We start from the raw sequence: 24502 nt of genomic DNA, 5'->3' as shown, positions 1-24502 counted from the left end.
CGTCTGAATGAGGCTCGGCTTAACCCAGCCGCGCCAGCATCGCTGCCGTATCCGTGACAGTGCAGTATTCCCCATCCAGATTGGCAAGCGACAGGGCATGTACCTCCTCCGCATGCCAGAGCCGCCCCGACAGGTCGTGGCGCGCGAAGGTGAAGCAGGCATCGCCAACCAGCCAGTTATCGAAGGACAGGTTGCCCGCCATACGCACCGTTGCCTCCACCGAATTGTTGGTGATGACGCCCGCCACGATCAGCATGTCGATGCCGGCCTGGCGCAGATAATCTTCCAGCCCGGTGCCGATGAAAGCGCTGTTCGTTTTCTTGCCAATGATTTTCTCGCCCGATGCGGGCCTGGTTTCCGGCTTGAAGTCATGGCCCGGCTGCCCCGGCCTGTAGGTTGAGTCGGGGTTGACCGAATCGTGGCGCACATGGATGACCGGCCGACCCGTACGGCGCCAGCCCTCCAGCAGGCTGGCGACATGCGCCTCGGCGCTGGGATTGTTGCGCGGTCCTGCTACTGCCCAGCGCGGGTCATCGATGGCCTGTTGCAGGTCAATCAGCAGCAGGCAGGCGGTCGGCGGCAGTGGGGTCACTCCGCTGCCTGCTCGATATCGCGGCGGCGCCGTTCCTTCTCGTAATGGCCGAGAATCCAGCCGAGATGCGCCTCCATGGCGCGGGCCGCCTGATCCGGATCACGATCACGGACCGCCTCGTAGATGGCGCGGTGCTGCTCCAGCAGCGCCAGATCGTCCCGCTCGCTGGCCAGCAGCTCATAGCGATGGAAGGCCAGCATCTCGACCATTATGTCGCGCAGGGTTTCCAGCATATGCATATAGACACAGCTGGCCGTGGCCCGCGCGATCACCAGATGGAAGCGCAGATCGTCGCTGGCCTTGTAGGTACGCACCCGGCAGGAATCCGCCATCGAGTCGAGGATCGAGGCCAGCTCGGCCACCTGATCCGGCGTCGCGTGCAGCGCCGCGCGGCGGGCCGCCCAGACCTCCAGCGCGCCGCGGATCTCCATCAGGTCGTGCAGGCTGGTGACATTCTCCTTCACCAGCTCGGTCAGCGGCAGGTCGAGATGGCGCACGCTGGACAGGACGCGCGTGCCGCCGCCCTGCACCGCATCGACCAGCCCCTGCGCCTTCAGCTGCTGCAGCGCTGCGCGCACCGAGACGCGGCTGACATTCATCATCTCGGCCAGCTGGCGTTCGCCAGGCAGACGCTCCCCCGGCCCCAGCTCGCCGACAGCGATCAGCCGCCGCAGCTCAGCCGCGATGCGGTCGGCCACGCGCTGGCGCGGAAGCTCCTGAAAGCGCTCGTCGGACGGCTGCATGAGCGGAATCGGCTGCTGTCACTGGTCTGATTTTCAGACAGCTAGCCCCAGCCTGACACACAGGTCAAGGCAGTTTTCCAATAAAGCCAATAAGTTAGAAGTATTCTAAATCGAAGGCGCTAATATGCGTATTCGCGGAACACCGGATCGACCGAGCCGCCCCAGCGGCCTCCATAGGCCTCCAGCATCTCGTCGGACTGGGTGCGGTCGCCCTGTGCAATGGCGACCAGCGTGTCGAGGAAATGCGTCTCGTCATCGCCCATCGAATCGCGGAAGGCGCGGGCGCGCAGGCCGGCCCGTGCGATCTTCAGGCATTCCAGCGCCAGGTCGCGCACCGTACCGCCGCGGAACGGCGTCCGCAGGCCGAGGCGCGGCACCGAATCGCGGAGGGTCTGGTGATCCTCCAGCGTCCAGTCCTTCACCAGGTCCCAGGCGGCGTTCTGCGCCGTATCGTCATAGAGCAGCCCGACCCAGAAGGCCGGCAGCGCGCAGATGCGCCGCCACGGCCCGCCATCGGCGCCGCGCATCTCCAGATAGCGCTTCAGCCGCACTTCCGGGAAGGAGGTGGTCATGTGGTCGGTCCAGTCACCCATGCCGGGGATCTGACCGGGCAGGCCCGGCAGCCGGCCTTCCATGAAGTCGCGGAAGGACTGGCCGGCGACATCGATGTACTGCCCGTCGCGATAGACGAAGTACATCGGCACATCGAGCAGGTAATCGACATAGCGCTCGAAGCCCATACCGTCCTCGAACACGAAGGGCAGCACGCCGCAACGGTCGGGGTCGGTATCGGTCCAGATGTGGCTGCGGAAGCTCTGGAAGCCGTTCGGCTTGCCCTCGGTGAAGGGCGAGCTGGCGAACAGCGCCGTCGCCACTGGCTGCAGGGCCAGGCTGACGCGGAACTTCTGCACCATGTCCGCCTCGCTCAGGAAGTCGAGGTTGGTCTGGATGGTGCAGGTGCGCAGCATCATGTCGAGGCCGAGGCTGCCCTTCTTGGGCATGTAGTCGCGCATGATCTTGTAGCGGCCCTTGGGCATCCAGGGGATGTCCTCACGGCGCCATTTCGGGTTGAAGCCCAGCCCCATCATGCCGGCGCCGATCTCGCCGCAGACCTCCTTCACCTGGGCCAGGTGCTGATGCACCTCCGAACAGGTCTGGTGCAGCGTCTCCAGCGGCGCGCCCGACAGCTCGAACTGGCCGCCCGGCTCCAGCGTGATCGCGCACTTGTCCATCGACAGCGCAATGATCTTGTCGCCCTCGCGGATCGGTTCCCAGCCGAAGCGCAGCATGCCTTCGAGAATCGCGCGGATGCCGGCCTCGCCCTCATAGGGCAGCGGCCGCAGACTCTTCAGATCGTAGGCGAACTTCTCGTGCTCGGTGCCGATGCGCCAGTCGGATTTCGGCTTCACGGCGGAGGCCAGATACTCGACCAGCTGGCGCTTGTCAGTGATCGGCTCGCCTTGACTCTCGGGCGGACGGGACATGCGGACGATTCCTCAGGCTCGAAAGATGGCTTCTGGGGCCGGATGGCCAATGGCGCTTTATGCTCTTAAGCCTACCCCCGGAAATCCGGGCGTCCCTGCCGCCAGTCGCCGGCGATGGCCTGGAAGCAGGCAAGGGCCGCGAGGGCCGCCGTATCGGCGCGCAACACCCGTGGCCCAAGGCTGATCGCGGTAACAAAGGGAAGTTTCCGCAACCCGTCAAGTTCCGTTTCCGTGAACCCGCCTTCCGGTCCGATCAATACAGCATTTCCCCCAGAGACATTATCCGCCAGCGCTTCCGAAATGGGCCGGCCGCCGCCGGTTTCGTCGCAGACAAGCAGCCGCCGCCCGGCCGGCCAGTCCGCCAGCACCGCTTCCAGCTTGCGGGCGGGCATCACCTCGGGAACCGACAGCCGCTCCGACTGTTCGGCCGCCTCGATGGCGTTGGCCAGCAGCCGCTCCTCATTCACGCGGGAGACGATGGTGCGCTGGGTGAAGACCGGGCACAGGGCGGAGACGCCAAGCTCCGTCGCCTTTTCCGCCAGATAGTCGATGCGGGCATGCTTCAGCGGCGCGAAGACCAGCCAGAGATCCGGCTCCACCGCCTGCGGGCGCAGCTGCTCCAGCGGCGTGACGAGGGCCGAGGCCTTGCCGAGGTCGGATATTTCCGCCAGCCATTCGCCGTCGCGCCCGTTGAACAGCGCCAGCCGGTCGCCGGGCGACAGCCGCAGCACGCTGCGCAAATAATGCGCCTGCCCCTTGGGCAGGGTCACGGCGACACCCGCCGCGAGGCTCTCGCCAGTATGGAGGCGGGTCTGATACAAACGGGCCATGAGAGAACGACTCTCCAAGGGTCTAACAGGAATCGGCGCACGATAGCCCATGCAGAACGGACCCGGAAGTTCACGGCCCGATAATTCGCCCGATACGCGGATCGATATCCCGGCGGACAGCTGGATCGACCGGCTTATGCCCGGCTGGTCGCGCGCCTATCTGCGCCTTGGCCGCTTCGACCGGCCGATCGGCACCTGGCTGCTGCTCATTCCCTGCTGGTGGGGACAGGCGCTGGCGACGGATGGCTGGCCCGACCCGCTGCTGATGGCGCTGTTCGTGCTGGGCTCCTTCGCCATGCGGGCGGCGGGCTGCGCGGTGAACGACCTGGCCGACCGCGATATCGACCGCAAGGTGGCGCGCACCCGCACGCGCCCGCTGGCCAGCGGCGCCCTGTCGGTTCGGCAGGCGCTGATCTTCATCGCCGTTATGTGCGCCATCGGGCTGGCCGTGCTGCTGTCACTTAATCCCTACAGCTGGGCGCTCGGGGCCGGTGTCGTCGGGCTGATCGTGCTCTACCCCTTCATGAAGCGCATCACTTACTGGCCGCAATTCGTGCTGGGCGTCACCTTCAACTGGGGCATCCTGATCGGCTATGCCGCCGTTGCGGGGGAGTTGCACCTGCCGGCGCTGATCCTCTATGCCGCCAGCATCGCCTGGACGCTGGGCTATGACACGATCTACGCCCATCAGGACCGGGAAGACGACCTGAAGGTTGGAGTGAAATCCTCCGCCCTGGCGCTGGGCCGTAATACCAGGCCGGCGCTGTTCGCCTTCTATGCGCTGACCCTGCTGGGCATCGCGGCCGCCGGCTGGCTGGCGGACCTTGCCTGGCCGTTCTGGGCCGTCCTCGCCCTCGGCGCGGCGCAGCTTCTCTGGCAGGCCGGGCGGCTCGATATCGACGATCCGGCGGATTGCCTGCGCACCTTCCGCTCCAACCGCGATTTCGGGCTGATCGTGCTGGCGGCGCTGGTTGCCGGTCAGGTCCTTGCGTGATCGACAACCCGGAAGGCTTCGTCACCCGTAACACGAGCCGGCGGAGCGCCCCGCTGGTCCCGGAAATCCTGCTGCATCTGGCCGACGCCGTCATGCCGCTGTGGGAGATGACGGAGGCTGACCTTGAGCGCCAGGGCATTCCGCCGCCCTACTGGGCCTTTGCCTGGCCGGGCGGACAGGCGGTGGCGCGGCTGATCCTCGACCGGCCGGAACTGGTGAAGGGCAAGCAGGTGCTCGACCTCGGCGCCGGGGGCGGGATTGCCGCCATCGCCGCCATGAAGGCCGGTGCGGCGCAGGCGACGGCGAACGATATCGACGCGCTGGCGCTGGCCGCCATCGCGCTGAACGCGGCGGCCAACAAGGTCGCCGTCGATGTGCTGGACCGCGACCTGCTGGATGATTCAGCGCAGGGAGGGCCGGCACGCGGCTGGGATGTCATCCTGGCCGGCGATCTCTGCTACGAAAAGCCGATGGCCGGGCGTGTGATGGGCTGGCTGCGCGCCGCGGCATCGCGCGGCACCACCGTGCTGCTGGGCGATCCGGGCCGGGCCTACGCACCGGCGGACGGGCTGTACAAGCTGGGCGACTTCGCGGTGCCGGTCAGCCGCGACCTGGAAGACCGCGACATCCGACATACCGCCGTCTGGCAGGTGCTGCCGGGATAGTCCATTCCCCTTCCGCATCCGCCGCCCTAGATTAGGGGCATGAACCAGACAAGCGCCCTCAGCCAGATCGACCATTGGGTCTTCGATCTCGACAACACGCTCTACCCGGCGTCGTGCAACCTGTTCTCGCAGATTGACTGGCGCATGACCGGCTTCATCTCCGAGACGCTGAAGCTGCCGCCCGAGGAGGCCCGCGCGCTGCAGAAGGCGATGTTCCGCAAATACGGCTACACGCTGCGCGGCCTTATGCTGGAACATGGCGTGCCGCCGACCGACTTCCTGGATTACGTCCACGATATCGACTATGCGCCGGTGCCTGCCTGCAGCCGGCTGAAGGCGGCACTGGAAGCCCTGCCGGGCGAGAAGCTGATCTTCACCAACGGCACAGTGCGACATGCCGAACGGGTGCTGGAGCGCCTCGGCCTCAATGGCTTCGCCGGCATCTTCGACATCGTTGCAGCGGACTATACGCCGAAGCCCGACCCCGCCCCTTATGACCGCTTCGTAAAGCGTCACGCCGTCGATCCGCGCCGCGCCGCGATGGTTGAGGATATCGCCCGTAACCTGGTGCCCGCCGCCGCCCTCGGCATGACGACGGTGTGGGTCACGGGAAGTCCCGACTGGGCGAAGGACGGCAGCGAGGGCGACCATATCCACCACGCCACCGACGATCTGGCCGGCTGGCTGGAGACACTAACCGCGAAAGCCCCCGATACGCCCGGCGGCAGTTGACTTGGGAGGGTGGTCATACCATCCTCTCGCCCGCCTTTCAGACCGTACCAATTTCGAGGAAACCGGCCATGAGCGACGCCTCCCTGCAAGCCACCATCGATGCCGCCTGGGAAGACCGGGCCAATGTCGGCCTCACCACCAAGGGTGAGATCCGCGACGCCGTCGAGGCGGCGCTGGAGGGGCTGGATTCCGGCAAATACCGCGTTGCCTCGAAGGAGACCGGTTCCTGGGTGGTGCATCAGTGGCTGAAGAAGGCGGTGCTGCTGTCCTTCCGCCTGTATGACATGGCGCCGATCCCCGGCGGCCCGACCGACCCGGTGCGCGGCCCCTCGCCCTGGTTCGACAAGGTGCCCTCCAAGTTCTCCGGCTGGGACGAAGCGAAGTTCCGCGCCGCCGGCTTCCGCGCCGTGCCGAACTGCGTGGTCCGCCGCTCCGCCTATATCGCTCCCGGCGCGGTGCTGATGCCGAGTTTCGTGAATCTGGGCGCCTATGTCGATAGCGGCACCATGGTCGATACCTGGGCCACCGTCGGCTCCTGCGCGCAGATCGGCAAGAATGTGCACCTGTCCGGCGGTGTCGGCATCGGCGGCGTGCTGGAGCCGCTGCAGGCCGACCCGGTCATCATCGAGGATAATTGCTTCATCGGCGCGCGCTCCGAAGTCGTCGAGGGCGTGATCGTGGAGGAAGGCTCGGTCCTGTCCATGGGCACCTTCATCTCCAAATCCACCAAGATCATCGACCGCAACACCGGCGAAATCTTCATGGGCCGCGTGCCGGCCTATTCCGTGGTGGTGTCAGGCAGCCTGCCCGGCAAGCCGCTGCCGGACGGCACGCCCGGCCCGTCGCTCTATTGCGCCGTCATCGTGAAGCGGGTGGATGCGCAGACCCGCTCCAAGACCTCGATCAACGATTTGCTGCGCGACTGAGGCTGATTCCGATGGCCCTCCAGGACCCTGCCACCGGGGCACTCGACCCGGTCTCCCTCGCCCAGGCGCTGATCCGCTGCCCCAGCGTCACGCCGGCAGACGAGGGCGCGCTCGACGTGCTGGCGCGGGCGCTGGAGGGTATCGGCTTTACCTGCGAGCGGCTGCGCTTCGAGGAGGAGGGCACGCCGCCGGTCGATAATCTCTATGCCCGCATCGGCACGGCGGGGCCGGTGTTCTGCTATGCCGGCCATACCGACGTGGTGCCGGTGGGCGATGCGGCGGCATGGACCGTCGATCCCTTCGCCGCCGAAATCCATGACGGCGTGCTGTACGGGCGCGGCGCGGTGGACATGAAATCCTCCATCGCCAGTTTTGTGGCCGCCGCCCAGGCCTATATCGCGGCGGTCGGCACCCTGCCCGGCTCCATCGTGCTGCTGATCACCGGCGACGAGGAAGGCCCGGCGATCAACGGCACGAAGAAGATGCTGGACTGGATGGCGGCGCGCGGCGAGACCATCGATGCCTGCGTGGTGGGGGAGCCGACCAACCCGACAAAGCTGGGCGAGATGGTGAAGATCGGCCGGCGCGGCAGCCTGACCGGTCGGCTGACCGTCTATGGCGCGCAAGGCCACGTCGCCTACCCGCATCTGGCGGACAATCCGATCCACCGGCTGGTGCGCATGCTGGCGCCGCTGTCGAAGACCTACATCGACGAAGGCAGCGATTATTTCCAGCCCTCCTCCGTGCAGATCACCACGGTGGATGTCGGCAACCCGGCCACCAATGTGGTGCCGGCGCAGGCGAAGGCGGTGTTCAACATCCGCTTCAACGATCTGTGGACCTCGAAAAAGCTGGAAGCCTGGCTGCGCCAGATCTTCGACGAGGGGCTGGGCAGCGATGGCGGCAGCTACGAGCTGAAATGCTCGGTGAGCGGCGAGAGCTTCCTCACCGAACCGGGCTGGTTCTCCGACCTGCTGCAGGATGCCGTCGAAGGCGTGACCGGCCTGCGCCCGGAACTCTCGACCACCGGCGGCACCTCGGATGCCCGCTTCATCCGCTCGGTCTGCCCGGTCGCCGAATTCGGGCTGGTCGGCCAGACCATGCACAAGGTGGACGAGCGCGTGGCGGTGGAGGATATCCGCCGGCTGGCCGACATCTTCAGGGCCGTGCTGACCGCCTTCTTCGCCCGCACAGAGACGGTCCGCTAGCATGAATTTGCCGAACCAGGCGGAGATCGCGAAGGCGCTGTACGGCGCCTGGCGTCTGGCGCGGTTCGATGCGCGCGGGCTGGAATATTTCGACCGCAGCCTCGACGGCTTCTGGAAGAGCTTCTTTGCCGCCGCCATCGCGGCACCGGCGCATTTCGGCCTGCTGGCGCTGGCCGGCGGCGATTCGCCGATTGCTATTGGCGGGTTGTTTGGCCTGCTGCGCGAGGCGGCGATCTACGCGATCTCCTGGCTCGCCTTCCCGCTGGTCATGGTCTATGTCGCCCGCCATCTGGACCGGGAAGAACGCTATTTCGACTATATGGTGGCCTATAACTGGGCCAGCTTGCTGCAGATCGTCGCCTTCCTGCTGGTCTCCGCGCTGGCTGTCGGCGGCGTGTTCCCCGATGCGCTGGCCGGCTTCGCAACCATGCTGATCTTCGTCGCCATCCTGATCTATCAGTGGTTCATCGCCCGCACCGGCCTCGCCATCGGTGCCGGGGCCGCCGTCGCCGTGGTGTTCTTCGACATGGTGGTCGGGCTGATGGTGCGGCTGCTCGGCCAGTCAATCGCCTTCTGACAGCAGCTCCGGCGGATAATCGACGCGGGTGAGGTACAGCCCGTCCGGCGGCGCGGTCGGTCCGCCGGCGCGGCGGTCGCGGGCCTCCAGCGCCCGGCGCAGATCCTCCTGATTCCAGGTGCCCAGCCCCACCAGCGCCAGCGTGCCGGCAAAGTTCCGCACCTGATGATGCAGGAAGGAGCGCGCCTCGACGACCATCTGCACCTCCTCCCCGACGCGTGACACCTCCAGCCGGTCGAGCGTCTTCACCGGGCTGGCCGCCTGGCATTCCTTTGCGCGGAAGCTGGAAAAATCATGCGTGCCCAGCAGCAGCTGCGCGGCCTCCTGCATCGCACCGGCATCCAGCGGACGGGGATGCCACCAGACCCGCCCCCGATCCAGCACCGGCCGCGCCCGCCGGTCCAGGATGCGATAGAGATAGGCCCGACCCACTGCCGAGAAGCGGGCATGGAAATCCTCAGGCGCGTAGTGCGCGGCCAGCACGACCACGGATTCATCGCGCAGATGCGCGTTCATCCCGTCGCGCAGCCGGCCAGGCTCGATATCCTTGTCGATTTCCAGATGGCAGATTTGTGCGGTCGCATGCACGCCGGCATCGGTGCGCCCGGCAGCGGTCAGCTGCACGGTTTCTCCAGTCAGCCGGGTCAGCGCCTCTTCCAGCGCCTGCTGCACGGAGGGACCATTATTCTGCCGCTGCCAGCCGACATAGGGGCGTCCGTCATATTCGAGGGTAAGGCGATACCGTGGCATGGCGCTTTTTGTCACACCTGTCTGGAATGTCACAAGTCCGTAACGATTTGTTAGGCCCTTTGGCGCATTTTGCGCCGCAACAAAAGGCGCAGACCGCCTTATACCCTGATTTGAAGAAGACCGAGAAAGCGATGGACGATCCCAAGCCGGGTGCCGTCGAGGAACCCGAATTGCAGAAGCTGCTCGCGCACTGGCACGAGATCCGTGGCGACCGGGTCCTGCCGACCCGCGCCGATCTCGACCCGGTGCTGTTGCCCTTTCCGCTGGACCGGCTGTACCTGGTCGAGGTGCGCCGCGACCCGGAGGATTACATCATCCGCCTCGCGGGCGAAACCGTGCAGCGCTTCTATCGTGGCCGCGTGGCGGGTCGCAGCATCAGCGAGGTGACGCCGCGCGACTTCACCGCGCCGCTGATCCAGCATCTGAGCGCCGTCAGCCAGACCCAGCGCCCGGCCTATGCGAAAAGCGGCTTTGCCGCGCGCAACTCCATCTTCCGCTATTCGCGGCTGGTGCTGCCGTTCGGAGAGCCGGGCCGCACGACGCATCTGCTGGGGGCTGTTGTGCAGTATTTCTCGCTGGCCGAACTGATCCATGTGAACCCTGACGCCGCCCGGCCGCTGCCGGACATCAGCAACGCCGCCTGAGCAGTCAGCCCAGAATTGTGCCCTTCGGCAGCGGATAGCCGCGTAGCAGCGCGTCTGCCTCCATTGCCGCCTTGCCCGGACGCTGCACGCGCAGCAGCCGCAGCGCCCCCGCGCCACAGGCCACGGTCAGGGCTTCGTCCAGCACGGTGCCGGGCGTACCGCTGCCTGCGGCTAGTTCCGCCTTCAGCACCTTCAGCCGTTCGCCCTGATGCAGGAAGAAGGAGCCCGGCCAGGGATCGAAGGCGCGGATTTGCCGTTCCAGATCAGCCGCCGGCTTCGTCCAGTCCAGCAGCGCCTCATCCTTCGCCAGCTTGGCGGCGTAGGTGACGCCCGCTTCCGGCTGCGCCACCGGTTTCAACGTCCCCGCCGCCAGCCCGGACAGCGCCATGACGATCATCCGTCCGCCAAGCCCGGACAGCGCATCATGCAGGCTCTGGCCGGTGGTCTCCGGCGTGATCGGCACCGCTTCGCTAAGCAGCATCGGCCCGGTATCCAGCCCTTCATCCATCTGCATGATGCTGACGCCGGATTCGGCATCGCCGGCCTGGATGGCACGCTGGATCGGTGCCGCCCCGCGCCAGCGCGGCAGCAGCGAGGCGTGGATGTTCACGCAGCCAAGGCGCGGCGCGTCCAGGATCGGTTTCGGCAGGATCAGCCCATAGGCCACCACCACCGCACAATCCAGATTCAGGGCGGCGAACGCCGCCTGTGCCTCCGCATTGCGCAGGCTCTTCGGCGTGCGCACGTCGATGCCGTGCGCTTCCGCATAGGCATGCACCGGCGACGGGGTGAGCTTTTGGCCCCGCCCCGCCGGGCGCGGCGGCTGGGAATAGACGGCGGCGATCTCGTGCCCGGCGTCGATCAGCGCCTTCAGCGCCGGGACCGAGAAGTCCGGCGTGCCCATGAAGGCAAGGCGGAGTCTGGTCATTACGCGTTGGCCGGCTCGGCCATCGCCTTCTTCGCCTTCAGCAGCTTGCGCGCGATGATGCCGCGCTTCAGCGAGGAGAGGTGATCGATGAACAGCACGCCGTTCAGATGGTCGATCTCATGCTGCACGCAGACCGCCAGCACGCCGTCCGCCTCGATCTCGCGGATTTCGTTCTCATAGTCGATAAATCGGATCTTCACGCTGGCCGGACGCTTCACCTCGGCATAATGCTCCGGCACCGACAGGCAGCCTTCCTCGTAGCTCTTGATCTCCGGCGATTCCCAGATGATTTCCGGATTCGCCATCTTGAAGATCACCGGATCCTCGTCCTTGCGGGCGATGTCCATGACGATGACGCGGTTGGAGATGCCGACCTGCGGTGCGGCCAGTCCCATGCCGTTCTCGGCATACATGGTCTCCACCATGTCATCCATCTGCTTGCGGATGGTGTCGTCCACACGCTCGACGGGCAGCGCCTTCTTCTTCAGGCGTGGATCGGGAGCAACGACGAGGGGCAGTACGGCCATGATTGGAACCATTCGAATGAACTTGCGTGAACGGCCATTACCTAAGCAGCAGCGCATGCAGCGTCAAGCTTTGCCGTAGTGTGTGCAGCATTGGTGGACGCCCCGTCCCACGCCACGATATACAGTAGGGATGATGCTCGATTCCCTTGATCCCACCCTGATCATGCTGATTGCCGGCGGCGCCGCGCTGCTGGCGCTGGCGCTCGCCTTCTGGCTGGCCCTGCGCGACCGTGGCGGCAGCGAAGCCGAGGTGCAGGCGCGCGAGCAGGCCGCCCTGATGTCGGAGAAGCTGATGGCGGCGCAGGCGGAGCTGGCCGGGCGACTGTCCCAGCTTGCCGAGAGCCAGGCCGCCGCGCAGGCGCGGCTCGCCCAGCAGATGCAGGCGCAGGAACGCCAGCTCTCCAAATCGGTAGAGGAAAGGCTGGCCGACGTCACCCGCCGGGTCGGCGAGAGCCTTGAGAAAAGCTCCACCCAGGCGACCCAGTCCCTGACCGAGCTGAAGGAGCGCCTCGCCGTCATCGACGCGGCGCAGAAGAACATCACCGAGCTGTCCACCCAGGTGGTGGGGCTGCAGGACATCCTCTCCAACAAGCAGGCGCGTGGCGCCTTTGGCGAGGTGCAGCTGGAAAACCTCGTGCAGGCAGTGCTGCCGCCCAACGCCTACCAGTTCCAGGCGCAGATCGGCGACGGGCGGCGCGTCGATTGCCTGCTGATCCTGCCCAACCCGCCCGGCCCCATCGGCATCGACGCGAAATTCCCGCTGGAAGGCTACCGCGCCCTGCAGAACGCGGCGGACGATGCCGCCCGGAACGTCGCCCGCAAGGCGCTGGGTGCGTCGGTACTGAAGCATGTGCGCGATATCCGCGACCGCTATATCGTGCCGGGCGAGACCGCCGATTCGGCGCTGATGTTCCTGCCGTCCGAGGCGATCTATGCCGAGCTGCACGCCAATCTGGGCGATGTGGTGGAGCAGTCCTACCGCGAGAAGGTGTGGATCGTCTCGCCGACCACGCTGATGGCGACGCTGAACACGGTGCGCGCCGTCCTGAAGGACGCCCGCATGCGCGAGCAGGCGCACATCATCCAGCGCGAGGTGCAGCTGCTGGGCACCGATGTTGGCCGGCTGGACGAGCGCGTCGAGAAGCTGCAGACGCATTTCAACCAGGCCGGCGAGGATATCAGGCAGATCCGCATCTCGACCGACAAGGTGACCAAGCGCGCCGGGCGGATCGAGGAATTGCAGCTGGGTCCGGCGGAGGAAACGCCGCTGGTGCCGCCGCCCGACCGTCTCGCCGGAGAATAGACCTATGAGTACGCTGAAACCGTCCGCGCAACGCGTTCAGGAAGCGCTGGCCGCCCACGGGCTGGGGCTGGAAGTGCGGGAATTCCCGGCCTCCACCCGCACCGCCGAGGACGCCGCCGCCGCCATCGGCTGCACCGTGGCGCAGATCGCCAAATCGCTGATCTTCCGCGGCAAGACATCCGACCGGCCCGTGCTGGTGATTGCCAGCGGCGCCAACCGGGTGGACGAGAAGAAGGTCAGCGCATTGATCGAGGAGAAGATCGGCAAGGCGGATGCGGAGTTCGTGCGCGCCCGTACCGGCTTCGCCATTGGCGGGGTGCCGCCGGTCGGCCATCTGGAAGCGCCCATCACCGTCATCGACCGCGACCTGCTGGCCTTAAGCGAAATCTGGGCCGCCGCCGGCACGCCCAACGCGGTGTTCCGGCTGACGCCTGGCGATCTCGCCACCCTCACCGGCGGTCAGGTCGCCGAAGTGGCGTAACGCCTAAACCGGTCGCCGTGCCTTCAGCGCCGTAGTCAGCGTGCCATCGTCCAGATAATCCAGCTCGCCGCCTACCGGTACGCCATGGGCGAGGCGCGAAACGGACACATTGGCCTCGGCCAGCCGGTCGGTGATGTAGTGTGCGGTGGTCTGGCCATCGACCGTGGCGTCCATCGCCAGGATCACCTCGGTAACCGCCGGATCGCTGGCGCGGGTGACAAGGGAGGCGATGTTGAGGTCTTCCGGCCCCACCCCATCGAGCGCAGAGAGCGTACCACCCAGAACGTGATAGCGGCCCTTGAAGCCACTGGCGCGTTCCAGCGCCCACACATCGGCCACTTCCTCGACGACGCACAGGATCGACGGGTCGCGGCGCTCGTCCCGGCAGACGCCGCACGGGTCGCTGGTATCGAAGCTGCCGCAGACCGAGCAGGTGACGACCCGCTCCGCCGCCACCGACAGCGCCTCGGCCAGCGGCAGCATCAGCGCCTCCTTGCGCTTCAGCAATTGCAGCGCCGCGCGCCGGGCCGAGCGCGGCCCCAGCCCCGGCAGGCGGGCCAGCAGCTGGATCAGCCTTTCAATCTCCGGTCCCAGCATATGCGCCTCAATCCAGTTGCAGGGTCAGGGATTTAAGATAGGCGCTTTCGCGCAGGAAGGGATGCACCGGATGATCGGGGCCGGCCCCCGCCTGGCGCAGGATACGCCCGCTGCGCCCGGCCTTCGCGAGGCCGATGCCGATCTGCTTGGCGAATTCCTCCTCCGGCGCGTTGTGCGAGCAGGAGGCGGCGAACAGGATGCCACCAGGCGCCACCAGCGCCGCCCCAAGCCGCGCCATCTTCTGATAGGCGCGCAGGCCTGCCGCCAGATCCTTCTTCGACTTCACGAAGGCCGGCGGATCGCAGACCACCACATCGAAGCGCTGCTTGGCCGAAGCCAGCTTTTCCAGCGTCTCGAAGGCGTCGCCCGCCTCTGCCGTCACCCGGTCAGCCACGCCGTTCAGCGCCGCCGTCTCCGCCGCCAGCTCCATCGCCGGTTTCGAGCGGTCCACCAGCGTGACCTCGGCCGCCCCCGCCACCGCCGCCTCGATACCGAAGCCGCCGATATAGGCATAGACATCGATCAGCCGCTTGCCCTGTGCCAGCTTCGCCAGGAAGGCGCGGTTGTCGCGCTGGTCATAGAACCAGCCGGTCTTCTGCCCGCCCAGCGGATCACAGCGGAAGCGCGTGCCATTCTCCATCAGCTCAATCGGCCCTTCGCCGCCCACCGCCGCGCGGATGCCGGTCTCCAGCCCTTCCAGCGTGCGGGCGGGGCTGTCATTGCGCAGCACTATGCGCGACGGCTTCAAAAGGTCGGTCAGCGCCTCCAGCAGCGGAGCCTCCAGCCGGTCCATGCCGGCACTGTTCAGCTGCACGGTGAGCGCGTCGCCGAACCGGTCGATGACCAGCCCCGGTAGCCGGTCGGCCTCGGCATGGACCAGCCGGTAATAGGGTTCGGCGAACAGCCGCTCGCGCAACTCAAGCGCCGCGGCCAGCCGCGTGCGAAGGAAGCCGGCATCAATGGCGAGGTTCGGCCGGGCGTCAAGAAAGCGCGCCACAATCAGCGGCTTCGCATTGAACAGGGCGGTGCCCAGCTTCTCGCCGCGCGCATCGGCCAGCGTGACGAGGCTGCCCGGCGGCAGTTCCTTCAGCGCCGGGGTCATCTGCACCTCGTTGGCATAGACCCAGGGATGGCCGCCGCGCAGGCGCTTGTCGCGGCCGGTGGCGAGGGTGACGGTGGGATGCATGCGTACTCTTGCGGTTACGGAATTCAGTCGCCGGCAGCCAGGCTGTCGCGGCGCGGATCGGCGCCGCCCAGCAGCGTGCCGTCGGACAGTATCTTTATCGCCTGCAGCCCGCTGACCAGCAGGCCGCGCTCCACCTTGTGGCCGCGCGCCGCCAGCGAGCTGGCCAGCGCATCGGCATCGGCGCGGCGCTCGATCTCGCTGGGGCCGTTGCGGTTGGAAATGTTCGGCAGCTCGATGGCGGCCTGCGGGTCAAGGCCCCAATCGACCACGCCGACAATCGTCTTCAGCACGTAATTGATGATCTGGCTGCCGCCCGGCGAGCCGGTCACGAATTCCAGCCGGCCGTCCTTGCCGAACACCAGCGTCGGCGACATGGAACTGCGCGAGCGCTTGCCGCCCTCCACCCGGTTGGCGACCGGCACCCCGTCCGCCTCAGGCCGGAAGGAGAAATCTGTCAGCTCATTGTTCAACAGGAAGCCGCGCACCATCAGGCGGGAGCCGAACTCCGCCTCGATGGTGGTGGTCATGGAGAGCGCGTTGCCCGCGCCATCGACGATGGAGAGGTGGCTGGTCGCCGGCAGCTGCAGCGAGGCATCGGGCGCGAAATCCTGCGTACGCTTGCGCGGCACGTCGCCCGCCTCCGCCTTTTCGCCGGTGCTGCTGGCGACATCGATCAGCCGCGCGCGGCTGGCGAGATAGGCGCGGTCCAGCAGCCCCGCCACCGGCACATCCACGAAATCGCTGTCGGCGATATAGAGGTTGCGGTCGGCATAGGCCAGCCGCTGCGCCTCCAGCATCCAGTGCGCCGCATTGCTGGACAGCCGCTTCTCGTTCGGCAGGTCGAAGCGCTCCAGCATGGCCAGCACCATCAGCACGGTGATGCCGCCACTGCTGGGCGGTCCCATGCCGCAGACCGTCCGCGCGCGGTAGCTGCCGCACACCGCCGGACGTTCCTTCGCCTCATAGCCGGCGAGGTCGGCCAGGGTCATGTCCCCGGGATTGCGCGGCGCACCGGTAACCGTGGCCACGATATCCTCCGCGATGGCGCCACCGTAGAAGGCCTTCGCACCGTCCGCCGCGAGGATGCGCATCGTGTCGGCCAGCGCCGGGTTACGCAGGGTCTCGCCCTGTTTCCAGGGGGTGCCGTCCGGCTTGTAGAAATAGGCGCGCGCCACGTCCTGCGTCAGGTGCTTCTCGCGGATCAGCGCCCGGCCCAGGCGCGGCGGGACCGGGAAGCCCTCCTCGGCCAGGCGGATGGCCTCCTCGAACAGGCTGGCCCAGGGCAGCTTGCCATGCTTGCGGTGCGCCAGCTCCAGCACCCGCATCGTGCCCGGCACGCCGACCGAGCGCCCGCCGACCACCGCGTCGAAATAGGATAGCGGCTTGCCGTCCTTGTCGAGGAAGCGGTCGGGCGTCGCCGCCGCCGGCGCCGTCTCCCGCCCGTCATAGCTGGTGGTGCGGCCCGCCTTCTTGTCGAAATGCACCAGGAAGGCGCCGCCGCCGATGCCGGAGGATTGCGGCTCCACCAGCGTCAGCACCATCTGCGCGGCGATGGCAGCATCAATGGCCGACCCGCCGGCGCGCAGCGCCTTCAGCGCGGCCTCCGTCGCCATGGGATTGGCGGTGACCGCCATGAATTTCGTGGCGCGGGCCGGCTCGGCCGCCTGCACGGCAGGGAGGAATGCCAACAGGACAAGACAGGCGATCAGCAGGCGGCGCATATGTCACTCCGTTCCGGAACGCCGGCAGGGTAACGCCAAGCCGGTGTCTTGGCGAGGGGCTCGGGCGAGAGGCTGCCTCAGCGCGGCTTCCGCCCCAGCACGATGGGCTGCACCGGCTGCGCGCCCAGATCCCAGGGGAAATAGATCCAGGTGTCCTGGCTGACCTCGGTAACGAAGGTATCGACCAGCGGCCTGCCCTTCGGCTTGGCATAGACGGTGGCGATATGCGCCTTCGGCAGCATGTCGCGCACCAGCTTCGCGGTCAGGCCGCTATCGACCAGATCGTCCACCACCAGCACGCCGGTGCCGTCGCCGGCCACATCCTTCAGCACCTGCATGTCGCCCTGCTGGCCCAGTGCCTTGGCATCGTCGTAGCTGGCCACGCAGACCGTATCGACCAGCCGGATTTCCAGCTCGCGGGCCACCACCGCCGCCGGCACCAGCCCGCCGCGGGCGATGGCGACGATGCGCTCGAACGGTCCCTGCTCCAGCAGCCGCCAGGCCAGCACCCGCGCATCGCGGTGCAGTTCCTCCCAGGAGACGAGAAAGGGCTTGTCGGCGGCTTGGGTCATGATCGGCGGCTCCGGCCTTGGACGTTCTGGCGTGACAATCCGGCCAGCCTATACCGAAGCCGGCCTCCGGTCGCAATGGGTCGCAATGCCTCGCTCAAACGAAAACGGCGCCGGAGAGACCCCGGCGCCGGTTCCAGAACTAAGAGAGTTTCACGCGTCAGCGCAGATAGAGATGCACTTCGCTGCCACCCGCATCGCCGCTGCTGGCAGCCGACAGGTTCACCCGTGCCGGCGGCAGGCCCATTTCGGTGAGCGTGCGCAAGACCCGCTCCGCATTGCGGCGGGCACTGCTGGAACCCAGCGCCGCCTGTGCCGCATTGCCCTGGCTGGGGCTGACGGCGACCAGATCGAAGGTCGCATCCGGCCGGCGCTGCAGGGCGGAGGAAACCGCGCTGTACAGCGCCTCCTCATAGGCGACGTTTGGACGGTCGAAGCGGATCACGACCAGCGGACGCCCGCCGGCCAGGCTGCCCTGCTGCGAGGCCGGGCCGACATAGTTCGGCTGCGCCGGCAGGCCGCCGGTGCTGGCCACGCCCATCGCCGGCATGAAGGCCCGGTTGGCGAGGCTGGAACCGTAGAGCTGGCCATTCTTGATGCCGAGCGCCAGGGTCTGGAGATTGCCGCGCTCGTTGCTGATATAGGCCGACTGGCGGCGCACATCGTCGGTCATCTCGTTCAGCAGACGGTCGATCAGCACTACGGTGCGGTTAACATCGTCTTCCAGGATGCCGAGCTGGCGGTGATCTTCCTCGACCGCGCCGGACAGGCCATAGGCCGCCCGCGTGGACTGCAGCAGATAGGCGGAAAGATTACTGTCGGCGGCGGCGCGGTTGGCCAGCTCGTTCATCCGGCCGACATCGTTGTTCAGCGTCTCAAGCTGGCGCTGCGACTGGTCCCACTGCTGGACGAGCACCGGGTTGCCCGGCGTGGTGCCAACCTGCAGGCGCGCATTGATCGCCGCGACCATGCCGTGATAGGCGGAGGCGTTCTGCTCAATGGTGTTGCGGATCTGCTGCAGCGAATCATTGTGCTGCGCAATCGAGCTTTGCAGGCGGCGCAGATCCTCGCGCAGCTCCTGCACCTTCTGCCCGACATAGGTGCCGGTCGGCTGGCCCGGGCGCGGCGGCTCGATCCTGAAATCGGTGCTGCCAAGCGCCGGCGGCGGTGCGCCGAGAACCGGCTGAGCGTTGCGTTCAGCGGGAGACGGCTCGATCGCGACCTGCTGCCCCTGACTGCCGCCCGCCGGATTTTCGCCCGTCAAGGTCGGCCACAGCGTGTCCGACGTGAAGGAACACCCAGAGAGTAGCAGCGCTGCCCCCACAAGACCTGTCCATGAACGGGACTTTGTCATTCCAGACTGCCACATGCTTGTTTCTATTGTCCCCGACTGCGGTCAGCAGACCGTAACCCCCGAAACGCCGCCCTGCCCAGTCCCGATTTAATCGAATGTCCCGAATTAATCGAATCTTTGCAGCAACGCGCGCTAACCGCTTAATTTTGCGTCGATACTACCGAAAGCCTGGCAGTGTCACAAGCTGATTTAACCCGCGATACCGCCAACTGGCCGGAAAAGCCGGCGAACAGACGGATATTCCTGTCCCGCAGCCGGCGAATTACTGGTCTCCGGCGGCGTTTTCCGGCGCCGGGCAGGGCCCGTGATTTTCCGCGCAATAGCCTATTGCGTTTACCGGAGGCTTTGAGTAGTGTGCGCGCCTCGCTGGGGGGTGGCCCGCCAACACGGCCTTCCCGGACGACAAAGCGCCCGTAGCTCAACTGGATAGAGCATCTGACTACGGATCAGAAGGTTAGGAGTTCGAATCTTCTCGGGCGCGCCATTTTCCGCTGTTGAAGCGAACCGGACCGGGACCTGAGCACAGGCCCGGTTTTTTTGTGCCCATCTCCGGCCTAGCGTGCCGCCATCTCCTGCGCAAGCTGGCCCAGCAGCCGGCTCATCGCCGCCGCCATGGCAGCGGCTTCCGCGCCATCGCCGGTGCCGGGCGATAGCGCCTCCGAAGCCTGGAACCGGCCGCTGCGCAGCGCCTCGCCTGCCCCAGCGGAAAGCTGCCAGCCGGCCCACAGCGCCACCTGGCCATCCGGCCCCGGCTCGAACCTGTCGATCCGCACATCATAGAGCGCGCCAGCCGGCATGGTTGGCCGCAGCGCGCCCAGCTCCGCCTCCAGCACGCGGCGGATGCCGGCCTCAAGACGCTCCCCCCAGTACTGGCCACGGCGTTCCACCAGCTGGGTTTCCGACATCCGCCAGACCGGATGGCGGCGCTGCAGATATTCCGCAACCTCGATGCGGCCCATCCGCGTCTCCGTCGCCGGTACGGCGGCCGCCGTGCTAGACAGCACGACGACGCGCGGATCGGGGCGCGGCCCGCCGGTGCAGCCGGCCAGCAGCAGGACCAGCAGGAAGAAGCAGGAAAGCCGGGTCAAAAGCATGTTCCGCATCTCGCTCACCGCCCGAGGATCAGAAGGTTGGGGTCCCGCTCGATGGCTTCGGCGAAGCTGCGAAGCGCCCGCGTGGCCACCGCCAGGTCGCGGATCGCCGATTCCGCATCCTGCCGCAGCACCGAACGGCCATCGACGGTCTGGTTCAGGGTCTCGGTCAGGGCGGAAAGCTGCGCCAGGGTGCGGTCGGCATTCTCCAGCACCTTGCGCACATCCGCCGCCGTGGCGCCGACCTCCTCCCCTGCCCCGTCGCTGAGCGCGGTGACGGAGCGCAGCGCGGTGCGCACCTCCTCCTCCAGCCCCAGCAGGACCACCGTTGCCATGTCGAGGCTGTCATCCAGCCGGTCCATCGTCGTGCCGACCCGGCCGGACATGCCGCCCATTTCCTCGGCAGCAATGTCGGCGAGGCGCTGCACGGCGGTCAGCGTGCCGATCAGCTTGTCCACCGCCTCGCGCAGCGGCAGCTCCGCAATCGTGTCCTTCACCGCCTGGATTTCCGAGCGGATCGAGGCGATCTCCGGCACGCTGTCATCCAGTGCCAGCAGCCGCTCTGGCGTCTCCGGACGGAAATCCAGCTGCACGCCGAGCTGGCCGGTGATCAGGCTGAGCGTCACCAACTGGGCGCGCAGGCCCAGTTCGCCCAGCTTGTCGAAATCCGGTATCTGCAACATCGCCTGGCTGCCGTTCGGCAGGCGCACCACATCCGTTTCCAGCGACATATAGACCGCGATCTGGGCCGAGGCCTCGCCGGGCGATATCTGCAACTGGATACGCTCCACCCGGCCCACCGGCACGCCCCGGAAGCTGACCGGCGCGCCGATGCTGAGGCCGCCGACCGAGCCATCGAAATAGCTGACGGCGATGAGCCGCTGCTCCCACAGTCGGCCGGCGCCGAAGAACAGTGCCGCCGCGACGGCAAGGGCTATGGCGGCGATCACGAAGCCGCCGACCAGCACCGCCCCCTTGCGTTCCGTTCCGCCTGCCATGCTGCCCCGCTCAGGCCTCGCGGCGCAGGAAGGCCTGCACCGTCTTGTTGTCGGATGTGTCGAGCATCGCCTGCGGATTGCCGATTGCCGCCGGCACTTTGGTTTCCGCGTCCAGGAAGATCGCCTTGTCGGCCACGGCGAAGATGCTGGCCAGCTCGTGTGTCACCATGACGATGGTGGTCCCCAGCATGTCCCTGATCTGCAGGATGAGGTCATCGAGCCGGCGCGAACTGATCGGGTCGAGGCCGGCCGACGGCTCGTCGAGGAACAGGATGTCCGGGTCCAGCGCCAGGGCGCGCGCCAGGCCGGCACGCTTTCGCATACCGCCGCTGAGCGAGGCAGGATACAGATCCTCCCGCCCGGCGAGCCCGACCAGCGCCAGCTTGAAGGCGACCATGGCGGCGATCTCTTCCCTCCCCAGCCCCGTGAATATCTCCAGCGGCAGGGCGACATTCTCCCCCACCGTCATCGACGACCAGAGCGCACCGCCCTGGAACAGCACCCCGAAACGCCGGGCAATATCCCCCAGCCCCTCCAGCGGGGTATCGCCATCATACAGGATTTCGCCGGCGGCGGGACGATGAAGGCCGATCAGATGCTTCAGGAGGGTGCTCTTGCCGCAACCGCTGCCGCCCATGATGACGAAGATCTCGCCGCGCGCGACATCGAACTCCACCGCGCGCTGCACCACCACATCGCCATAGGCCATGGTGAGGCCGCGCACCGACAGGGCGGGTTTCACGCCGGTTTCAGATGTCGAGGGCATTGGCGCACACCGCAAAGACGGCATCGAGCAGGATGATGCCGACGATGGAGATGACCACGGCATCCGTCGCCGCCTTGCCGACATCGGCGGCACTGCGCCCCGCCGCCAGCCCGCAGCGACAGCCGACGGCGGCGACCAGCAGCCCGAAGGTGATGCTCTTCACGAAGCCGAGCGCGAAATTGGCGCCCCCGATGGCGCCGCGCGTCTGTTCCAGATAGGCGACAGTGCTGAGGTCGAGCACGCCGATGGCGATCAGCATGCCGCCCAGCAGACCCATCGCCGTGCCATAGATGTAGAGCAGCGGCATCATCGCCGAGAGCGCCAGCACGCGCGGCACCACCAGATAGGCGACAGGCGAGATGCCCAGCGTCTTCAGCGCGTCGATCTCCTCATTGCCCTGCATGGCGGCCAGCCGCGCGGCATAGGACGCACCGGTCCGCCCGGCCACGACGATGGCGGTCATCACCGCCGCCAGTTCGCGCGCCATGGCGATGCCCACCAGATCGGCAACCAGGATGCCGGCGCCGAAATTGCGCAGCTGCACCGCACCGACAAAGGCAAGGATGGCGCCGACCAGCAGGGTGACGATGGAAACGATGGCCAGCGTGCCGGCGCCGGCATCGCGGAACAGTGCCAGCGTTTCCGACGCGCGCGGACGCTGGCGCACGCCGCGCCGGGGCGCAAACAGCTCCAGCATCACATCGCCGAGGAATCCGACGACGGTGCGCAGGCGGCGCAGTTCAGCCAGCGTGCCGAGGCCGACCCGGCTGGCGAAGCCGCCATCCGATGCTTTGTTGCGGGGCGCGGGGCGGTCCGACTTGTCGGCAAGTCCAAGGGCAGCCGTCAGCGATTCGGGCAGCCCGTCCAGGCGGAGCTTCTGGCCGCGGCGGGCGGCCTCCGCCTTCAGCGCATAGATGAAAGCGGGAAGGGTTGCGTCCCAGCGCTCCAGATCGCGCACCCGGACGGTGACGCTTGTACCCTCGGCCTCTGCGGGCTGGGCCAGCAGGTCGCGCAGGCGCGGCGGCTGTCCCGTCATGGTCCAGCTGCCGGACAGGGTCAGCACGACAGTCCGGCCGTCCCGCGACACGGCAATGCGATTGTCCCTGGCGGGCATGGCCTGGAGAGCCCTCCTCTGGCGCCATCGGCGCGGCACGCTTCCCGACAGTGCTACAATGCGGATGGGCCGGGATCAACCGTGCGGGGTATTTCCGCTTCCCTTACGCCCCCGGTCATTCTGCCGGGCTGGGGACGGGCTTCTGCGGATCGGCCAGGATTTCCGGCGCCTCGCCGCCGCGCTGGCGGGTCAGCAGCGTATAGATGGTCGGCACCACGAACAGGGTGAGGATCGTGCCGCAGGTCATGCCGCCGACGATCACCCAGCCGATGGCCTGGCGGCTTTCCGCGCCGGCACCGGTGGCCACCGCCAGCGGCACCGCACCCAGCACCATGGCGCCCGTCGTCATCAGGATCGGGCGCAGGCGCAGCACGGCGGATTCCACCACCGCCTCGCGCAGCTTCATGCCACGCTCCTGCAGCTGGTTGGCGAACTCCACGATCAGGATGCCGTGCTTGGTGATCAGCCCGACCAGCGTGATCAATCCGATCTGGCTGTAGATGTTGATCGTGTTGCCGGTGAAATACAGCGCTGCCAGCGCGCCGGTCAGCGACAGCGGCACGGTCAGGATGATGATCAGCGGATCGACGAAGCTCTCGAACTGCGCCGCCAGCACCAGATAGATGAAGGCCAGCGCCAGCAGGAAGATGACATAGAGCGCCTGGCCGGCCTGGCGGAATTCGCGCGACTGGCCGTTCAGGTCGGTCTGCACATTGGCCGGCAGTACGCGCGCGGCCGTCTCTTCCAGGAACACCAGCCCCTCGCCCAGCGCGTAGCCCGGCGCCAGATTGGCGGTGATGGTGGCAGAGCGCAGCTGGTTGAAGCGGTTCAGTTCACGCGGGGCGACCACCTCCTCCACCTTCGCGAGGTTGGAGAACTGCACCATCTCCCCGCGCGGCGTGCGCAGATAGATGCCCGACAGGTCGCCCGGCGTACGGCGGTCCGCATCCTCGACCTGGACAATGACGTCATACTGCTCGCCATTCATGTTGAAGCGCGTGACCTGGCGCCCGCCCAGCAGGGTTTCCAGCGTCCGCCCGATGACCGAGATGGGGATGCCGAGATCGGCTGCCTTCTCGCGGTCCACATCAATATCGAGCTGCGGCTTGTTCAGCTTCAGATCGTCGTCGAGGTTGACGAAGCCCGGATAGTCCCGCGCCTCCTTCATGACCAGTTCCAGATAGCCTTCCAGCTCCTGATAGCTGGCGGTGGTCTGCAGCACGAACTGGATCGGCCGCTCGCGCGAATTCTGGCCGAAGGCCGGGCGGTTGATGGCGAAGGCGCGGATGCCGGCGATCTTCGCCAGCTTCTTCTGCAGCTCCTCCACCACGGTCTGCTGCTTGCGGTCGCGATCCTCCCAGTTCTTCAGGCGCGCGAAGGAGACCGACTGGGTGACATCGGGGAAGCCGGTAATGACGATGGCGCCCTCCACCTCCGGCGTGTCCAGCAGCATCTTCTCGAACTTCTGGGCGTAATGATCGGCGAATTCCAGCGTCGCCCCTTCCGGCGCGCTGGAGAACACGTTGATGGTGCCGCGATCCTCGGTCGGCGCCAGTTCCGACTTCAGGTTCGTGAACAGGAAATAGCTCGACCCGGCGACACCCAGGCCAACCAGCACCACCAGGAAGCGCACCTTCAGCGAGCCGATCAGCAGCCGGCGATAGCCATTGGCGAAGCTGTTGAACGCCCCTTCCAGAAGATTATAGAGGCGGCCGTGCGATT

26 protein-coding genes and 1 tRNA gene are annotated in these 24502 nt (G+C 67.0%); 10 read left to right on the top strand and 17 right to left on the bottom strand.

Annotation, left to right across the window (positions count from 1 at the left end; translation table 11 throughout):
* Positions 1 to 19 precede the first annotated feature (19 nt).
* The 4 genes from MK313_RS11430 to MK313_RS11415 form a co-directional block, all read right to left on the bottom strand.
* On the bottom strand, positions 20 to 592 hold the full coding sequence (locus tag MK313_RS11430) for a cysteine hydrolase family protein (protein ID WP_287781686.1): 573 nt from the start codon (positions 590 to 592) through the stop codon (positions 20 to 22).
* Entirely contained in the window at positions 589 to 1335 is a 747-nt protein-coding gene (locus MK313_RS11425; protein ID WP_008944551.1) for a FadR/GntR family transcriptional regulator, read from the bottom strand. Before MK313_RS11425 ends, MK313_RS11430 begins: the two co-directional genes overlap by 4 nt.
* Positions 1336 to 1454: 119 nt before the next feature.
* Positions 1455 to 2819 carry a glutamate--cysteine ligase gene (locus MK313_RS11420; protein ID WP_287781685.1) on the bottom strand — a complete coding sequence of 455 codons (1365 nt, stop codon included), beginning with the start codon at positions 2817 to 2819 and terminating at the stop codon, positions 1455 to 1457.
* Positions 2820 to 2890: 71 nt separating this feature from the next.
* Positions 2891 to 3649, bottom strand: coding sequence for a 16S rRNA (uracil(1498)-N(3))-methyltransferase (locus MK313_RS11415; protein ID WP_287781683.1), 759 nt, complete (start codon positions 3647 to 3649; stop codon positions 2891 to 2893).
* A gap of 49 nt (positions 3650 to 3698) precedes the next feature.
* Between MK313_RS11415 and ubiA the strand changes: the two genes are divergently transcribed.
* The 6 genes from ubiA to MK313_RS11385 all read left to right on the top strand — a co-directional run bounded on the left by ubiA (position 3699) and on the right by MK313_RS11385 (position 8751).
* Positions 3699 to 4643 (top strand): 4-hydroxybenzoate octaprenyltransferase, encoded by a 945-nt coding sequence (gene ubiA / locus MK313_RS11410; protein ID WP_287781681.1) that lies wholly within the window; start codon positions 3699 to 3701, stop codon positions 4641 to 4643.
* The gene (locus MK313_RS11405) at positions 4640 to 5308 is read left to right on the top strand and encodes a class I SAM-dependent methyltransferase (protein ID WP_287781679.1); all 669 of its coding nucleotides are present in this window, start codon (positions 4640 to 4642) and stop codon (positions 5306 to 5308) included. Before ubiA ends, MK313_RS11405 begins: the two co-directional genes overlap by 4 nt.
* A 39-nt stretch (positions 5309 to 5347) precedes the next feature.
* Complete coding sequence (locus MK313_RS11400) at positions 5348 to 6040, top strand: pyrimidine 5'-nucleotidase (RefSeq protein ID WP_287781677.1); 693 nt, start codon at positions 5348 to 5350, stop codon at positions 6038 to 6040.
* A gap of 68 nt (positions 6041 to 6108) precedes the next feature.
* Entirely contained in the window at positions 6109 to 6966 is an 858-nt protein-coding gene (gene dapD, locus MK313_RS11395; protein WP_008944557.1) for a 2,3,4,5-tetrahydropyridine-2,6-dicarboxylate N-succinyltransferase, read from the top strand.
* A gap of 11 nt (positions 6967 to 6977) precedes the next feature.
* On the top strand, positions 6978 to 8174 hold the full coding sequence (dapE, locus tag MK313_RS11390) for a succinyl-diaminopimelate desuccinylase (RefSeq protein ID WP_287781675.1): 1197 nt from the start codon (positions 6978 to 6980) through the stop codon (positions 8172 to 8174).
* 1 nt (position 8175) lies between these two features.
* Positions 8176 to 8751, top strand: coding sequence for a hypothetical protein (locus tag MK313_RS11385; RefSeq protein ID WP_121219510.1), 576 nt, complete (start codon positions 8176 to 8178; stop codon positions 8749 to 8751).
* Here MK313_RS11385 and truA read toward each other — a convergent pair.
* Positions 8737 to 9501, bottom strand: a complete 765-nt coding sequence (gene truA / locus MK313_RS11380) for a tRNA pseudouridine(38-40) synthase TruA (RefSeq protein WP_287781672.1) — start codon at positions 9499 to 9501, stop codon at positions 8737 to 8739. The genes MK313_RS11385 and truA overlap by 15 nt on opposite strands.
* 131 nt (positions 9502 to 9632) lie before the next feature.
* Here truA and MK313_RS11375 point away from each other — a divergent pair, with 131 nt between their 5' ends.
* Positions 9633 to 10145, top strand: coding sequence for a PAS domain-containing protein (locus MK313_RS11375; protein WP_287781670.1), 513 nt, complete (start codon positions 9633 to 9635; stop codon positions 10143 to 10145).
* A 4-nt stretch (positions 10146 to 10149) separates the two neighbouring features.
* Here the strand turns inward: MK313_RS11375 and fmt are convergent, their stop codons facing one another.
* Both fmt and def read right to left on the bottom strand, forming a co-directional pair.
* On the bottom strand, positions 10150 to 11073 hold the full coding sequence (gene fmt / locus MK313_RS11370) for a methionyl-tRNA formyltransferase (protein ID WP_287781668.1): 924 nt from the start codon (positions 11071 to 11073) through the stop codon (positions 10150 to 10152).
* A complete protein-coding gene (def, locus tag MK313_RS11365; RefSeq protein ID WP_008944563.1) occupies positions 11073 to 11600 on the bottom strand; it encodes a peptide deformylase in 528 nt (175 codons plus the stop codon). Before def ends, fmt begins: the two co-directional genes overlap by 1 nt.
* Positions 11601 to 11730: 130 nt before the next feature.
* Between def and MK313_RS11360 the strand changes: the two genes are divergently transcribed.
* Together MK313_RS11360 and MK313_RS11355 are read left to right on the top strand one after the other, a co-directional pair.
* Complete coding sequence (locus MK313_RS11360; protein ID WP_287781666.1) at positions 11731 to 12903, top strand: DNA recombination protein RmuC; 1173 nt, start codon at positions 11731 to 11733, stop codon at positions 12901 to 12903.
* A gap of 4 nt (positions 12904 to 12907) precedes the next feature.
* A complete protein-coding gene (locus tag MK313_RS11355; protein ID WP_008944565.1) occupies positions 12908 to 13384 on the top strand; it encodes a YbaK/EbsC family protein in 477 nt (158 codons plus the stop codon).
* Positions 13385 to 13387: 3 nt separating this feature from the next.
* Here the strand turns inward: MK313_RS11355 and recR are convergent, their stop codons facing one another.
* The 5 genes from recR to MK313_RS11330 form a co-directional block, all read right to left on the bottom strand.
* A complete protein-coding gene (gene recR, locus MK313_RS11350; protein WP_287781664.1) occupies positions 13388 to 13981 on the bottom strand; it encodes a recombination mediator RecR in 594 nt (197 codons plus the stop codon).
* A gap of 7 nt (positions 13982 to 13988) precedes the next feature.
* Positions 13989 to 15167 (bottom strand): class I SAM-dependent rRNA methyltransferase, encoded by a 1179-nt coding sequence (locus MK313_RS11345; protein WP_287781662.1) that lies wholly within the window; start codon positions 15165 to 15167, stop codon positions 13989 to 13991.
* 23 nt (positions 15168 to 15190) lie between these two features.
* On the bottom strand, positions 15191 to 16888 hold the full coding sequence (gene ggt, locus MK313_RS11340; RefSeq protein ID WP_287781660.1) for a gamma-glutamyltransferase: 1698 nt from the start codon (positions 16886 to 16888) through the stop codon (positions 15191 to 15193).
* 77 nt (positions 16889 to 16965) lie between these two features.
* Positions 16966 to 17460, bottom strand: a complete 495-nt coding sequence (gene gpt / locus MK313_RS11335; RefSeq protein WP_287781658.1) for a xanthine phosphoribosyltransferase — start codon at positions 17458 to 17460, stop codon at positions 16966 to 16968.
* A gap of 157 nt (positions 17461 to 17617) precedes the next feature.
* On the bottom strand, positions 17618 to 18721 hold the full coding sequence (locus MK313_RS11330; RefSeq protein ID WP_244922251.1) for a hypothetical protein: 1104 nt from the start codon (positions 18719 to 18721) through the stop codon (positions 17618 to 17620).
* A gap of 497 nt (positions 18722 to 19218) precedes the next feature.
* On the opposite strand from MK313_RS11330, the gene MK313_RS11325 reads away from it, so the two are divergent.
* A tRNA-Arg gene (locus MK313_RS11325) sits at positions 19219 to 19295 on the top strand.
* Between the two features lie 70 nt (positions 19296 to 19365).
* On the opposite strand, the gene MK313_RS11320 is transcribed toward MK313_RS11325, so the two are convergent.
* The 5 genes from MK313_RS11320 to MK313_RS11300 all read right to left on the bottom strand — a co-directional run.
* Complete coding sequence (locus MK313_RS11320; protein WP_287781655.1) at positions 19366 to 19914, bottom strand: membrane integrity-associated transporter subunit PqiC; 549 nt, start codon at positions 19912 to 19914, stop codon at positions 19366 to 19368.
* Between the two features lie 5 nt (positions 19915 to 19919).
* Entirely contained in the window at positions 19920 to 20900 is a 981-nt protein-coding gene (locus MK313_RS11315) for an MlaD family protein (protein WP_287781653.1), read from the bottom strand.
* Between the two features lie 10 nt (positions 20901 to 20910).
* Positions 20911 to 21666, bottom strand: a complete 756-nt coding sequence (locus MK313_RS11310; RefSeq protein WP_287781651.1) for an ABC transporter ATP-binding protein — start codon at positions 21664 to 21666, stop codon at positions 20911 to 20913.
* Complete coding sequence (locus tag MK313_RS11305; RefSeq protein WP_287781649.1) at positions 21650 to 22780, bottom strand: ABC transporter permease; 1131 nt, start codon at positions 22778 to 22780, stop codon at positions 21650 to 21652. Before MK313_RS11305 ends, MK313_RS11310 begins: the two co-directional genes overlap by 17 nt.
* A 115-nt stretch (positions 22781 to 22895) precedes the next feature.
* Positions 22896 to 24502, bottom strand: a 1607-nt coding sequence (locus MK313_RS11300) for an efflux RND transporter permease subunit (protein WP_287781647.1), incomplete at its 5' end; no start/stop codon positions are given.

It is taken from the genome of Oceanibaculum sp. (assembly GCF_022449305.1).
GTDB classification, from domain to species: Bacteria; Pseudomonadota; Alphaproteobacteria; order Oceanibaculales; family Oceanibaculaceae; genus Oceanibaculum; species Oceanibaculum indicum.
This window is presented reverse-complemented; position numbering and strand designations above follow the sequence as displayed.